Genomic DNA, 14,667 nt, shown 5'->3' on the forward strand with positions numbered 1-14,667 from the left:
TTAAATCAGCAATTTAAATTAGGGATTTAAATTATGTGGATAATAATTTTACTATTGAATATATAAAGGCCGAATCACAGCATGATTCGGCCTTTGTTATGAAAAATAAACGTCAATTACATTGAATTTTATTTACTTGATTTTAGTTTATAGCTCAAAATCTTTTTTGAATTTCAAACCAAATTCACTGCGGTCATTACTACGCATTACACCAACAAAACCTGATTGTTGTAGGCGACCAACATCGTAAACTTCGTTTAGAACGTTTTCACCATACAGTGTAACTTCCATATCGCCATATGGATTAGTGTACGAAATATTAAAACCAACTAGTTCACGAGAATCAATGGTCTCACTTTGGTTGTAAACTGATTGACCTTGCATTTCACTGCGATACGAATAATTAGCATTAAACGCAAGTGTTGCGCCACTCTCTAAATCCATAAAGTAAGAAGGTGCAACCATGACAGTCCAGCGTGGCGTCAGTGCTGGTGAATCGCCTTTACCTATGCCTTGTACACCCTCAGCCACTTCTGTTATTTCAGAATCTAAATAACCAACTGCACTACGAATAGTAAAGTCATCGGTAATAGCAACAGTTGTTTCAAGCTCAATACCTTGCGCTTTAGATTGACCTGCATTTTCTACAATTGTTACAAAGCCACCACCCGCTGTTGGATCTGAAAACGGCAATGCTAAATCGGTGTAATCAGTCACAAATACCGCAAGCATCATAGATACATTTTCGTGTACTTGGCCTTTTAAGCCCATTTCGTAGTTAATCGCTTTTGTTTCGTCAAACGATACAAATTGATCTGGTCCACCAAATGGACGCGGTGGAAAACCACCTGTTTGATAGCCTTTTTGAATCTGGCCATAAACATTCATATTATTGCTAAGCTGATAAGATGCATTTACATCCCACGTAACCGCATCAAAATCTGCACTTACATATTTACGAGTTGGAAATGATGGGAATATAGCATTTGCATCTTTTTCATCTTTTGAATAACGAAGGCCACCACCTACCGTTAAATCGTCAGTTAAATCGTAGCTAGCATTTATATATGCTGCATACGAATTAGTTTCTTGGTTAATTTCAAATTCGCCGTAACCGCCAAATGATTCTGTTACACCATCATTCAACAAGCCATTAGGTGTATTAAATGGGCTAAATACAAACGGGCCTGAACGTGTAAAGCCATCTTCATTAAAAAAGTAAAGACCAGATACAAAGTCCATATTATCGAATGTTGCATTTAGCTGAACTTCAAATGAGTACTGATCAGCACCGCCTTCCTCTGGAAACTCAGACAAGTTTAAAGGTGATGCATCATCATCTAGGCCACCTTCATACTCAGATGTACGGTAGCTTGAGATAAACTTAGTGGTATAAGTATCGTTAATTGCCCAATCGGCTGAAAACGATGTGCCCCAACCTGAGTAAGAGGTAGATTCAATACCCGCAACAGTTGTGCCTAAATCATCAGGGTCTGATGGAATTAAATCTTGAGTCAATAATGGGAAGTCGCCATTAAAAACATCATTTGAGTCTAGTGGGTCTGTCAATTCAATTGTATAAGGCGATTGGCCAGATTCGTTATCAACACCATCTAAAGAAAAAGTGAATGCTAAGTCGGTATTTGCTTGCCATTTAAGTGCAACACGACCACTAAATTCTTCTTCTTCACCAATTTCTTTTTCTGGGTTTGCTAAATTAACAGCTTCGCCCACACCATCACGTGTTTTGTACGATGCACTTGCAGACATACTTACATCATCTGTTAGTGAGTTATTAAAATAAACATCACCGGCAATACGTCCACGACTTCCCAGCTTAGCTGTAGTAGTAACAATCCCTTCATCACCAGGTTGCTTTGTAATTACATTTACAGCGCCCCCTAATGTATTACGACCATATAAAGTACCTTGCGGGCCACGAAGCACTTCAACACGCTCAACATTAGGTAATGATAAGTTAGAACCCATTTGACGACCTAAGTACACACCATCAAGATACACACCCACACCCGGATCGGTAGTTATTATGTGATCTTGCAAACCTATACCGCGGATAAATACAGACGCATGCGCAGAATTGCCCACGCCATAGCGGGTAATATTTAAATTTGGAACATATTTACCAATATCTTCTAGGTTACTCATATTGGCTTTATCAATTAGGTTAGCGCCAATTGAAGTGATAGCGGTTGGAGATTCAAACAGGCTCTCTGTACGTTTACGAGCTGTGACTTCTATCTTTTCAAATGCGTCTTGTTTAGCTGTTTTTTTAGTTTCTTCGGCGTTTACAGAGGTAGTGAGTGCAGCAAAAATTGCTAGACTTAGCTGTGAGAGGTTACGTAATTTCAAAATATTCTCCAAAGGATACCGTGTGATTTAGTTATGCATTTATACTTAAGAGTATAAATTTCAGGCATAAAAAAAGATGCGTAATGCATCTTTCCTCTGGATGGGTATTATATGACGGAATTGTGAAGAAATGTATAAATTATTTGAATAAATGTATAAAGAATAAAAGCAATTTAGACATTGTTAGCTTTAGGTGGATTATCATAAATAAAGAACATTAATATCAACCTCACTAAAAAGCTGTTTTAAAACAAAAAACCGCATAAATACAATTTTAAAAAGCACATAAAACGTACTTTACACATGTACTTTAGTGTATAAAAAAAGAGCTACAACACATTCTCCTATCATTGAAATTAACTAAAAATAAGAATATAGTACTAAAATGTAGTCTATGGATAGAATATTATGAATATTGAAAACACAGCTGATAAAAGCCTCAAATGCTTCACAAATCCAAATTACACTTCACTTTTTTGTGTTGCAGCTGACTTCAACGTTTTACTTGTTAATTATCAAGCTTTAAACGTCATTACCAATTATGAACTTATTAATCAATTCATGCTAAAAAATGGTCACCAAGGACTGGTAATTTTTGATGTCCCAAAAGACTGCGATGTACTAGCATTAAAAGAGTGGCCAAATTTAAAAGGATTGTTTTACGAAGGCACTGACGAAGTACTACTTCAACAAGGATTAGAAGCCATTGAACAAGGAAAGTTATGGTTCCCTCGTGCAGTAACCGATGATTGGATGAGGCAAATGCTAGCGAGTGAACAACAAACTACGCTGCAATCAAACAACTTAACCTGCAAAGAAATGAAAGTATTAAACTTATTATTTTCTGGCTTACATTCAAGTGCAATTGCCGACACTTTATTTATAAGTGAAGCTACTGTTCGCGTTCACCTACACAAGGTTTACCAAAAAATTGCTGTAAAAAATAAGCAACAAGCATTACTTTGGTGTCAAAAAAACTTAAATAGAATTAATAGTTAAGTGGGCTTATTTGAAACCTTATTATGTCAGAATATTCACCGGCAGCTTGCCTTTCAAAATCATTTAGCTGAATTTTTAAAGGTAATAAGTAAACGGTTTGCCCTGAATATGAGAATTTATGTTGTGATACGTTATTTAGTTCAAGCCAACTTCCTGCCAGATCTAGACTGTAATTAATTGCATATTTATCTCTATAGAGACTGTGTATTAATTTACCATTATTATCTGAACTTACAGATAATTGAATATCTGAATTAGTAACAACTTGTAAACTAGGTAACATAGTGTATTCCTTACCCGGTATTAGCTCTCCCAAATTAATAGTATTTGAAAATGTATTATACCCAAGTACAGAAAGACTTGTTCTAGGCACAATATTTTCTTGAATGCTATATTCTCGTTCATCTAACAACTTGCTCCCCTGATCGTATAATTTCATTTGGAGTCTATCTGTATAGACACCAGCTTTAATCGGTGTTCCTGATGGTATTAGTAATGACAATATCGTCGAAGAATTAGTAAAGCTCAACTTTAAAGTTGATGTGCTAACTAACTGACTCTGTATACTTTGCATTTGGTACGGAACACTTTGAAATTGCCCTTTTAACTGAGCTTGGTTCTCACTTGTAATCACGAGCTGTAATTGACAACTCTCATCATTAATAACGCTTATACGTAACTCTTTCTTAGAGTCTATTTGCTGTAAGGCATGGTAGCTTTCAAAATCATCATAAATATGTTCAACCTTATCGAACCTAGCAGCACATTGCGCATGAATTAAAGGCGTAAAAATAAATAGTGCTAAACCACCCAATAATAAACTTACTTTTTTATTGTACATAAATAGCTCCTTTGCGCTGTAATTGTTCACCTTCAGATACTTCAATCGTAAAATATGACTTTTCTGCATTCTTAAGTGTAATTTCATAATTACAGGCGGTTAAACCTGTTAATGCAAATCGTCCTTTTTTATTCGTAAAAAATGTATGCTCTTTCTTACTACTATTATCTAAACAAATAGCCGTTCCAACCTGTAACGATAGTGGCTTTTTTTGTTGGTCGTACAGCGTTGCAATGACTGATATGTTAGCGGCAGTCCCTATTGTAATTGCATGACCCGTTCGATAAGGTGAATAAAGAGTAATAATACCAGAACCTATATCATACCCTGGCGCTAAGTTATCAATATCGACTGCAACGTTGGTTGAGGCGTATGAACTTATATCGTTCAATAAAATAGTCTCGAAGTCTTCATTATCTGCCCTATATTCATCTTCATATTGCCCCAATATAACTTTTTTTCCTTTAAGGCTAGAGTGAGGTTTTACTAAAGCGAAGCTATCGTATATGGGTTTCCCAACAGCCCAACTATTATCTGCAAATGCTATACTTGACGCCAAGCTTAATCGGCTCTGATGGTAAGCTGAGTCCTCATTAAATTGCTCGTAAAAACTCCCATGATCAAAGTTCATAACAAAACGATTCGCGTTATATTGAGTATTTAGATCAAAAATAGCTTCATTTTGATCATTTTTTTCAAGCCCAGCTCTTATGTTCAAAGCTCCAACATAGCGCTGATTACTATCTTGAGAGAATTCTAAACGTGTTTTTTCACGCCTAGATTGATGAGATAATTTAGCCCGTCGAGTATTAGAAAACTTATAAGTGACAGACAACCTTACATCCCATTGACTTTCTTCAGCGAGACCCTCCCACTGCCCACCTAAACTATATCTCCATTGGCTATTATCGATCTCACCAGAAAGACTAACCCCAATTGATTTATCAAATTGAGCTTCATCATATGACCTTGATAAGCTTGTAAAAAAAGATGTTTGCGTATTATCGCCCCAAAAAAAACTATAATTAGCCTGAATATAATGCTCTCTTAAGCGAGAACTAGATTGAGAATCAGGCCGATAACCAAGGCCTGTAAAATATCTTGATGAGTATTCATAACCCACCGTAATGTCAGTGTTATTATCACTATGATTTCTATAGTTACTATAAACAATGCGATAAGCATGGCCTGTTTTTTCATTGAAACTTATCGCATTTTCAAACGCAATCTGTCCAATTTTAGCTGCATAAATATTTTTAAAACCAACCTGCTGAGAATACTCATCACCCTGTACTGCCGCACCAGCTGTCCAGCTAGGTGTAATGCCATAATCAAGATAAAAGCTGGCTAGTGGCTCGTCGTAATCATAATCTAGCTCACTACCTAAGCGTGAAGGAACGCCTAAATGAAACTCATATTCAAGTTGCCCTTGAGCAAAAAGATCTAAACCTGTCGTTACGTCAAAATCAACAAAACGCACAACTCCTGCTATATCAGTGATCCTCAAAGTAATATTATTGCTTCCTTCATTAAGGGGAATATCATCAAGAGAATATATACCTGCGGCTAAATTAAGTTTTTGTACTATCCGCTCGCCAACTAACACCTCTACAGAGGATGGACTCTCTAAGGTAAAGCTACGAGAAGCACTGGGTCTGATAGGTCTGTCAGAAACTAGCGAAAAATCATGTGAAAGCGACAAACCTAGTACCCGTGCTGTTGATTGAAAATAACTACCTGAGCTATAATTATCACCGACTGATATACGTAACCCACTAAGCGGTAGGTCATGTATTATACGAGTACCTAAGCGCCTAATATTTGATGAGGTAGGAGCTACTTCAGATAAATACTCCACTTCGTTTTCTAAAACCCAGCCTTCCCAGCTCACTACCATTTCAGAGCGAATAGCTAAGAGCTCATCTGTTGTGTCCTCGCCTTTATCTTGCTGATAAAAATAGCTTGAATAAGCATTAACAAATCCACTTAGTTTAGCGGGTTCCGATGCTGTTAAATTCCTTGAATCAGATTTTAAACTTAGCTGTTGAGGGCGAGTCAGTGTAAGAGGTACTGATATTTCTAAGCTAAAATCACTCATATCGAATGAAATATTATATCCAAATGACTCTAATGCTTTTGTATCAATGACATTCTTATTAACTTTAGACTCTAAAGAATCAAAATCTTCTGAAAATAAAAGTCGTTCGAATGACACTTTAATTTCACTCCATTTGAGTGATAAATTATCATTTGGGTCAACTGCAAGAGTTAATTTACCAATAGCATTTTTATTCAGTTCTGCTTCAACGCTGAGTTCGATGGTTCTTTTAGACGGGTTAATTTTTGAATAACATAATTGAGTAAAGCTCAATAAAAATATGCATAATAAAACTCGCATAACTAGCGAGCCAGCACTAAACGTAGATGATTTAAACTTCCTTCCTGTAAAGATTGTGGCATAGGGACTTTTATGACACTGGTGCTATGAGGAGCAAAAAAAACATCGTATCCGTTTGCTTTTAATTGATCTTTTAAAATTCGATCGCTCAGGGTTTTATTTTTAGTGATTTTTATTTCATAATCACTTAATCGTCCTGCCCCTTTTCCTTCATTTAATACTTCAGTGACGATAAAGCCATCCTCAACATGAGGCTCTTTTATAGTCAGTTTAGGAACTAATCGAGGTTGATCCAAATGAACAATTAAATTTATATTTAACAACATCGTAAGTTGTGACTGTTTATTTATAGACTGGTTTGCAATGGGCTGCTCAATCAAACTAACTTGATAGCTTTTATCTGTACTAGGAAGTTTTTTATCTAACCATCTAAATTGCAACTGCTGGCTTTGCCCTGGTTGCAAAAATAGCGATGGAGGAAAAACCCACAATGGAGAGTCATCTAAAGAAATTAATTTAGGCGTGCCTTGAGAAAAGTCAATTTCGTAAATTTGGATATCAAAAGCAATGTCTCTTGGTAACTGATTGTGAACCAAGCTAGAAGCGTTACTTGAACGACTATCAGGGGAGAAAGTAACCACCATAGGCGTTACTTCTACACCAAAGGTCGGTGCAATTACAATTACATATATAAGAAAGTAACTGCATATCCGCAGCATTAAAAATTGACCTCAAGATCACTGCTTGCTGCATTAAATTTTGTTGGAATTTTTATTGAGACCTCACGGCTAGATTTTGGTAATAAAATTTTTCCAGTCAGTGCTTTACTCAATTCAGCCCCTTCTAATAATAGCTCTTGATCATCGCCTTTAATAAGCCACTGTGCCTGCGATAAGCGAATATATTTATTGCCTGTATTTTCCAGAAGCACATTCCATGTTTCTGTATCTACTTGGCGTTTATTTTTAATTAATAATTTTGCCTCAGCACCTTTAGGCACCACATTAAATAAAGTCCTAAAGCTAACTGACATACCAACGCCTGACTGCCCCGCTTTCTCTAAATCAACAGATACCTGATCAATGGCTACACGGTACGCTTTCGAATTTTCTAATATTGGTTCCCCAATATATCGAACAATTACCGACTGACTTTTCCCGGACGGAATAATTGTAGTCATGGGAATAATTAAAAAGTCTTCTTCATTCGCTTTTAATGTTTCATCACCGTTAGGTGCAATTAGTAAATCAAAAGCTGATATCTCAATAGTTAAAGAACTATCTGAAGGGTTAGATATACGAATTGTTTGTTGTGATTGGCTACCTGATGATTCAAGCTCTGCGACCATTGGTTTAACTTGAAAAGCCAGTGTAGAATAAGAGCTGAGTAAAAGTATCATTAAAAAGATATAACGCATATAGAGTCCCTCCTGCTAAATTAAAAGGCAGTAATTACTGCCTTTTATTATGCTAATTAGTTAGCTGTTATTGCCAACATCAGCGTATCTGCATAAGTACCGGCATAAACGGGTGCTTGTGTTACAGTTAGTAAAATATTTCCAGCTACGCCACCTGCTGCAAGCGTTGGAGAACCAGCACGGCTTTGCGACTCAGATTTATCATTTTGGCCATTCTCAGCCGAAAGCGTAAAATCAAATGTCCCTGCAGTTAACTTGGCAGTGTAGCCGACACCACGATCTTCATGGTCAGCATTTTGCAAGTGCCCTTCAGATGTTGTTAATGACATTGTTGCACCATCAACATCATTACACTGCAAATCAAAGCCTACATTTTTAGTTGCACCATCTGATAATGTTTGAAAGAATTGTGTAGTGTTAATGTTGCTCACCCCACAAATCGATGACACTGCACCACCTACATTTAGATTTTCAGCAAATGCTGCGCCAGATGTTAGAGTTGCGATTGCTGATAACACGATTAACTTTTTCATTTTAATATTCCTTATCCATGTGACATATTTGTTTATATTTAATAGTTAGTGTTTTACCAAACTCCACCAGATACAACCGATGGTGTCATTTCTATGCGAAGCACATCCTGGTAACTTCCGGCATAAATTAAAGGCTCATCTAGTTTTAACTGTAATTTAGCTACGCTGTTAAATAAAATCTTATCAACATCAAAATTGTACATAGATTTGAGCTCAAGTGCTGTTGCAGAAACGTCGCTTGAAACCCCCTCTATTGACCAATTAATGTTATAAGCATTTATTTGAGTACTTTGCTGATGGCGCAGGCCACCATTTTCAGATTGCATTGATACTCGCATAGGTGAATTACAATTAATCACTAGCTTTGTACTCGCAAGGCCATCTGAAGAAAACTGAAGGTTGTTATTTTGAGTAGTAAAGCCGCACACTGGTGAAATATGACCTACCAGAGTTAAACTTACTTCATCGTTACTGTATGCATTCATTGCAAAGAAACATAATAAAAACCATATTACCTTCTTCATCCGCGCCATCTCCTTTGACCGACCTCGCTAAGACAGGACTGATACTATGATAAAATTGCAGTTTAGAAAGTTGTTATTTGCTTATGATTAGCTTTACTTATTGATAATTTCGACTATGTAACAATATAAAATATAAACATTTAAACTAAATAACTTATGTAAAACACTTATAATTAAATGTTAACAAATCTATATGGTAGTAAATACAATACTTACGGCTTGTAAGTTACATTAAGACGTTATAAACAAAAATCACCAGGCGTATATTTTATATCCAACCCCAGTACTAAACATTTTTAAACACAAACATTCGCACCTGATTAATTAAAAAACAAAATAATATTGACTAAAAATAAAATAAAAACCTTAAACAGTTCTGTTTATTAGATAAATACTCGTTATGCACTTATACTAATAAAGAAATCAACATTTAAATAACAAATAGGAACAACATATGAAAAAGCTATCTGTAGCAGTGGCTGTATGTGCAGTTTTAGCATCTAGCTATGCTAGTGCTGAGGTAAGAATTAATGGTTTTGCATCAATTGTCGGTGGTAAAAGTCTGGATAGTGACAGTACTTTGTACGGCTATGATGACGATATCTCTTTTAAAAATGAGAGTAAATTCGCTTTACAATTATCTGCAGACCTACATGAAAAGCTAACAGCTACGGCTCAAATTATTGCGCGTGGAGAGGATGACTTTGACGCTACATTCGAATGGGCATACATTACTTATGAATACAGCGATGAACTGCAATTTAGCGCTGGTAAAATGCGTGTTCCTTTTTACAAGTATTCTGATTTCTTGGATGTAGGTTATGCTTATCGCTGGGTACGTCCGCCAAAATCAGTATACGGTATCCCATTTTCAACTTATGAAGGAGTTAGTGTAGTTTACAGCTCTCAATTAGGTGATTGGGATTCTACGCTTCAAGGCTTTTATGGTGCATTCGATGGTGATATTGACGTATTTGGAACAGAATTACCTGCTGAATTAAATAATTTAGCCGGTATAAACTGGAGTCTATCATACGACTGGTTCAGTGCGCGAGCTGCATACATTGTGGCCGACACTAGCATTTCATCAGAGGATAGCGGCCTAATTGGTCTCGTAAGTGTATTGTCTGATAGTGGCTTAACTAATACTGCGAATGACCTAATCACTGAAGAAGATAAAACGAGTTTCGTTGGCGTTGGTTTTTCTGTTGATTATGAAAACTTTTTGTTTGATGCCGAATATACACAATTTGAGGTTGAAGACAGTATACTGCCAGAACAGTCACAGTATTACGCATCAGTTGGTTACCGTATTGACAGTGTAATTGTTCATTTTACTTATGAAGACAATGATGACAAACATGACTCATCACGTTTTAATACCATTGAGTCAATACCAACCTTAAACTCGGCTGTAAATGGTGCTCTTGAAGGTCTTCGTGCACAAAGTAACGTATACACAATTGGTGCACGTTATGATTTTCACCCTTCCGCTGCTTTCAAAATCGACTTTAGTCGTTTTGAAGATGATATAACCGATACAGAGACGGATGTTGTAGCTGTTGGTGTAGATCTTGTCTTTTAATTGGAGCTTATGATGAAAAAATTAATTTTAGTAAGTGCACTTTCATTGTGCTCAATTAATGTATTTGCAGAAGTTGCTGTGATTATTAATCCAAGCAATGCTAGCACAGTAGATGCTGACACAATAAAAAAGATTTATCTGGGAAAAAGTAAGTCATTTAGTAATGGCGATAAAGTTAATCCTATAAATCAAGATGGTACATCTGTAGCTGATGAATTTAACGACAAAGTAGTAGGTAAGTCTAGCAGTCAGTTAAATGCATATTGGTCAAAGCTTGTATTTACAGGTAAAGGCACCCCGCCTGAAAAACTAACAACTGACCAAGCTGTTATTGATTTTGTTGCTGCTAATAACGATGCTATTGGCTATGTTGATAGCGCTAAAGTGACCGATAAAGTAAAAGTAATTGCTACCTTTTAGCAGTGAAATTGATATAAAAACCACCTACAGGTTAATACTGATAGGTTAATAAATATTTAACTAATCAATAAACCGACCTTCTGGTTCGTTTATGAAGGCTTCTGAATTTATTCAGAGGCCTTTTTTTGCAGCCCACTACAACACTTTTTCTAGCCAATAGTTACGCATCCAATTCAGAAGACTTCTGTCAGCTGAGTGTTGCGAACTGTGCAATTAATATTATTAATTTAATTCAGACTATGTTTATTGAGAACTCAGGGAGTATCCCTAAATAAATAGAGTAATAGTAAGCTAAAGTAGAGCATCACATATTACTAATAAAGCGGGAGTGGACATATACTAGGTATGTCAAACCAGATATCCAAACAAAAAAGCCAGTCAGCGGTTAACTAACTGGCATCAACCCTAGGGTTGATTTTTATACTGGCTCAGTACTAAGCTTTACTCGATTCTAAACTTAGCGGTTGCATCTAATAGGTTATCAGATAGGTAATGTAGGTTTTTGGCTACGTCGCGTACAGCAAGTAGTGAGTCCATAGTATCTTCGAACGATACATGCATATTTGACACATTATCTACTACCATAGCTGCAACGGATGTTTGTTCTTCAGTTGCTGCTGCTATTTGCGAATTCATACCATTAATTTCTAACATTTGCTCTGCGATTTTCTCTATTGAAATACCTGTTTTTTCTGCGGCTGTAGCATTATCTGTTGCCATATCACGTGCTGAAGTCATAGCAGCTACAGATTCATTTGCGGCAGTCGTTAATGATCCCAATAGTTCACGTATTTCATTAGTAGAATGTGCAGTGCGAGAAGCCAGTTCACGAACCTCATCTGCCACTACAGCAAAGCCTCTTCCATGCTCACCTGCTCGTGCAGCTTCAATAGCAGCATTAAGAGCGAGTAAGTTTGTCTGATCTGCAATAGACGTAATTACATTCAAAATCTGCGATACATTTTTTGTATCGTCCGCAAGCTTATTAATAGTCCCTGCAGCTCGATTAATTTCATCACTGAGCGTACGAGAAGCGGTAACTGACATCTGTACTTGTGTACGACTTTGTTCAACTTCTTTCTCGGCCGTTTCAGCAGCGTGAGAAGCGTTAGCTGCAGATTCTGATATATCACCAACACTCTGTTTCATTTCTTCCATAGATTGCTTAACAATTTCAGCATCAGTGGTTTGCTTTGTTGTAGCACGCTCAGCTTGTTCCATACCTTGAACTAATCGTGTTGAGTTTTCCATTAAAGGCTCACATACAGCAATAACTTCAAGAACTGTTTCTCTTAGTAAGGAAATAAATGCGTTAAAATTAATAGAGACTTGGCCAATTTCGTCTTCTGAGTTAACAGATAGCTGTGTGCTTAAAGAACCATTGCCGCTTGCTAATAAACTAAGGTTGTTAGCTGCATCACTCGCAGATGAACCTATATTCTTAGCAATCCAAATAGCCATAAACAATAATAAAATTAATGAAATAATGGATACAGCTAACATTAGAGTTAATGCTTCATCAGAGCGCGCTTTAGTGTTGGCAACCAGTTCAAAAAAACGATTATCCGCTTTTTGTTGAGCGCCTTTAAAACTTTCTAAGACAGATCCATATAAACTTGTTTTAAGCTGCGCTTGTTGCTGAATCTTACTAAAATCAGCAGTACCGTTAACCATACCTGTAGCAATACTTGAGGATATTTTTTCATAATCTGACAACTCATTAATAATATCGTTATTAATGTAGGAGTTATTAAGTTGCGTTATTAAGGTAATATTAGACTCTAAAGTTTGATATACCTCGTCTGCTTTAACTATAAGATCTTGCTCACCAAACGTAACCGCTTGGGTATAAAGTTCATCAAGCTTTTCTAAAAGCCCTACGTTTTGCGACGTTATTTTTACAACTTTATACGATGAGTTACTCATTTCATCGAGAGAAACCTTATTATCATTCATAGCTAAATAGTTTATCAATACGATCACTATGAAAGCTACTACCGCAATGCATGTTATTGCATGTATTTTTTTTGTTATGCTTAGGTTTTGAAAAGAGAAGCCTGAAGCCATACTGTGCTACCTTATTTTATTGTCTATATCTATTATCGGCTTGATATCTATAAGTGTGAGCTAAATTTGTAATATTTCTAGTTTTTTCTAACAAATAGAAGAATTATTTAACAATAAACACACATCGCTCATAAAGCAATCACAATAAATTACAGATACAAAAAAACCAGTAGCATTACTGCTACTGGTTTCTAAATTTGGTGCGGATGGGGGGACTTGAACCCCCATGCCCTAAAGCACCACCCCCTCAAGGTGGCGTGTCTACCAATTCCACCACATCCGCATTTTTTAAGCTTTCGCTTAATTTTTAAACATGTGATTTATTTGAGGACTATAAATCGTTTAACGATAGCTTTACGCTAAATTAGTTTGGTACGTCAGAGCTTTGCTCTTTAGTAGATGTTACTGGAACATCTTCTTCAACAGGAACTACTGTTTCTACTGCTGGAGCTGCTTCTAGGTTTTCCCATTCGTCAGTCTTTTTAATTTGACCAGCAGTTAGGTTTCCTAACACAATGCTTAATACAAAAAATACCGTTGCTAAGCTTGTGGTTGTTTTTGTCATAAAGTTACCTGCACCTGACGAACCAAAAACTGTGCCTGATGCACCAGCGCCAAATGAAGAACCCATATCTGCGCCTTTACCTTGTTGAATTAAAACCATTCCAACTAGAGCCAAAGCCACAACTAAATAAACTACTAATAAAATTTCGTACATCTTATACAGTCCCTTTTGCACTGTTACAGATTGCAGTAAAAGATTCTGCTTTTAGACTTGCGCCGCCAATTAAGCCGCCATCTATATCTGTTTGTGCAAATAATAATTCGCTATTTTTTTCATTAACGCTACCACCATATAAGATGGTAAGCCCTTGTGCTAAATTGCTATCAAGTGATGCAATTTTGTCACGGATAAATTTATGAACAGTTTGTGCCTGCTCTGGCGATGCAGTCTTACCTGTGCCTATGGCCCAAACGGGCTCGTATGCTATCACAGAATCTTTCAGTGCTGCTACACCTAATTTCTCTATTACTGCATCAATTTGTGCAGCAACTACTTGTTCGGTTTGGCCGTTTTCTTGCTCACTTTCGCTCTCGCCTACACATAATATTGGTGTTAACCCAACTTGCTGTGCTCTAGCAAACTTTTCAGCGACTGTTGCATTACTTTCGTTATAAATACTGCGGCGTTCAGAATGACCAACGAGTACGTAAGTTGCACCTAAATCTTTTATAAGCTGCGCATCAACTTCACCAGTAAATGCGCCAGGTGTATTTTCAGAAACAGTTTGAGCTCCTGTAGAAACACCGCTAGCTACCATTGCTGGTACAAGTGGGAATGGAGGAAATAAAACAATGTCCATCTCTTGTGATTTTACATCGTTAATAGCGTCAGACATTTGTTTAACTAACTCTAAAGAGCCATTCATTTTCCAGTTGCCTGCGACCATCGCCTTGCGTATTGCCATTATCCACTCCACATTAGAAAGCGGGCGAGATATTAACTTTTCTC

Annotated in this window: 13 protein-coding genes and 1 tRNA gene; 3 read left to right on the forward strand and 11 right to left on the reverse strand. The window is 36.7% G+C overall.

All coding sequences use genetic code 11. The annotated features are described in order from the left end of the window. Positions 1–147 precede the first annotated feature (147 nt). Positions 148–2,370, reverse strand: a complete 2,223-nt coding sequence (locus I6F50_RS03280) for a TonB-dependent receptor (protein WP_197118718.1) — start codon at positions 2,368–2,370, stop codon at positions 148–150. A gap of 408 nt (positions 2,371–2,778) precedes the next feature. On the opposite strand from I6F50_RS03280, the gene I6F50_RS03285 reads away from it, so the two are divergent. Then, a complete protein-coding gene (locus I6F50_RS03285) occupies positions 2,779–3,369 on the forward strand; it encodes a LuxR C-terminal-related transcriptional regulator (RefSeq protein ID WP_010553852.1) in 591 nt (196 codons plus the stop codon). Here I6F50_RS03285 and I6F50_RS03290 read toward each other — a convergent pair. The 6 genes from I6F50_RS03290 to I6F50_RS03315 all read right to left on the reverse strand — a co-directional run bounded on the left by I6F50_RS03290 (position 3,359) and on the right by I6F50_RS03315 (position 9,082). Then, entirely contained in the window at positions 3,359–4,210 is an 852-nt protein-coding gene (locus I6F50_RS03290) for a hypothetical protein (protein WP_024594058.1), read from the reverse strand. The genes I6F50_RS03285 and I6F50_RS03290 overlap by 11 nt on opposite strands. Beyond that, the gene (locus tag I6F50_RS03295) at positions 4,200–6,608 is read right to left on the reverse strand and encodes a fimbria/pilus outer membrane usher protein (protein ID WP_197175313.1); all 2,409 of its coding nucleotides are present in this window, start codon (positions 6,606–6,608) and stop codon (positions 4,200–4,202) included. Before I6F50_RS03295 ends, I6F50_RS03290 begins: the two co-directional genes overlap by 11 nt. Positions 6,609–6,610: 2 nt before the next feature. Further along, positions 6,611–7,252, reverse strand: a complete 642-nt coding sequence (locus I6F50_RS03300; protein WP_231609639.1) for a hypothetical protein — start codon at positions 7,250–7,252, stop codon at positions 6,611–6,613. A 74-nt stretch (positions 7,253–7,326) separates the two neighbouring features. After that, positions 7,327–8,025, reverse strand: a complete 699-nt coding sequence (locus tag I6F50_RS03305; RefSeq protein WP_197141442.1) for a molecular chaperone — start codon at positions 8,023–8,025, stop codon at positions 7,327–7,329. A gap of 56 nt (positions 8,026–8,081) precedes the next feature. Next, a complete protein-coding gene (locus tag I6F50_RS03310) occupies positions 8,082–8,558 on the reverse strand; it encodes a hypothetical protein (RefSeq protein WP_024594053.1) in 477 nt (158 codons plus the stop codon). 53 nt (positions 8,559–8,611) lie between these two features. Further along, entirely contained in the window at positions 8,612–9,082 is a 471-nt protein-coding gene (locus tag I6F50_RS03315; RefSeq protein ID WP_024594052.1) for a hypothetical protein, read from the reverse strand. Between the two features lie 454 nt (positions 9,083–9,536). Between I6F50_RS03315 and I6F50_RS03320 the strand changes: the two genes are divergently transcribed. Together I6F50_RS03320 and I6F50_RS03325 are read left to right on the forward strand one after the other, a co-directional pair. Then, positions 9,537–10,667 carry a porin gene (locus tag I6F50_RS03320; protein ID WP_165728728.1) on the forward strand — a complete coding sequence of 377 codons (1,131 nt, stop codon included), beginning with the start codon at positions 9,537–9,539 and terminating at the stop codon, positions 10,665–10,667. 12 nt (positions 10,668–10,679) lie between these two features. Continuing rightward, positions 10,680–11,087: a phosphate ABC transporter substrate-binding protein gene (locus I6F50_RS03325; protein WP_024594050.1), complete on the forward strand. Its 408-nt coding sequence runs from the start codon at positions 10,680–10,682 to the stop codon at positions 11,085–11,087. A 441-nt stretch (positions 11,088–11,528) separates the two neighbouring features. Here the strand turns inward: I6F50_RS03325 and I6F50_RS03330 are convergent, their stop codons facing one another. The 4 genes from I6F50_RS03330 to tpiA form a co-directional block, all read right to left on the reverse strand. Next, a complete protein-coding gene (locus I6F50_RS03330) occupies positions 11,529–13,154 on the reverse strand; it encodes a methyl-accepting chemotaxis protein (RefSeq protein ID WP_024590962.1) in 1,626 nt (541 codons plus the stop codon). A gap of 198 nt (positions 13,155–13,352) precedes the next feature. Continuing rightward, positions 13,353–13,437 (reverse strand) — tRNA-Leu (locus I6F50_RS03335). Positions 13,438–13,518: 81 nt separating this feature from the next. Further along, positions 13,519–13,872 (reverse strand): preprotein translocase subunit SecG, encoded by a 354-nt coding sequence (gene secG / locus I6F50_RS03340; RefSeq protein ID WP_002962769.1) that lies wholly within the window; start codon positions 13,870–13,872, stop codon positions 13,519–13,521. 1 nt (position 13,873) lies between these two features. After that, positions 13,874–14,623: a triose-phosphate isomerase gene (gene tpiA, locus I6F50_RS03345; RefSeq protein WP_007586641.1), complete on the reverse strand. Its 750-nt coding sequence runs from the start codon at positions 14,621–14,623 to the stop codon at positions 13,874–13,876. Positions 14,624–14,667: the final 44 nt, after the last annotated feature.

The sequence above is a fragment of the Pseudoalteromonas sp. NZS127_1 genome, from assembly GCF_015864295.1.
Lineage (GTDB): Bacteria > Pseudomonadota > Gammaproteobacteria > Enterobacterales > Alteromonadaceae > Pseudoalteromonas > Pseudoalteromonas arctica.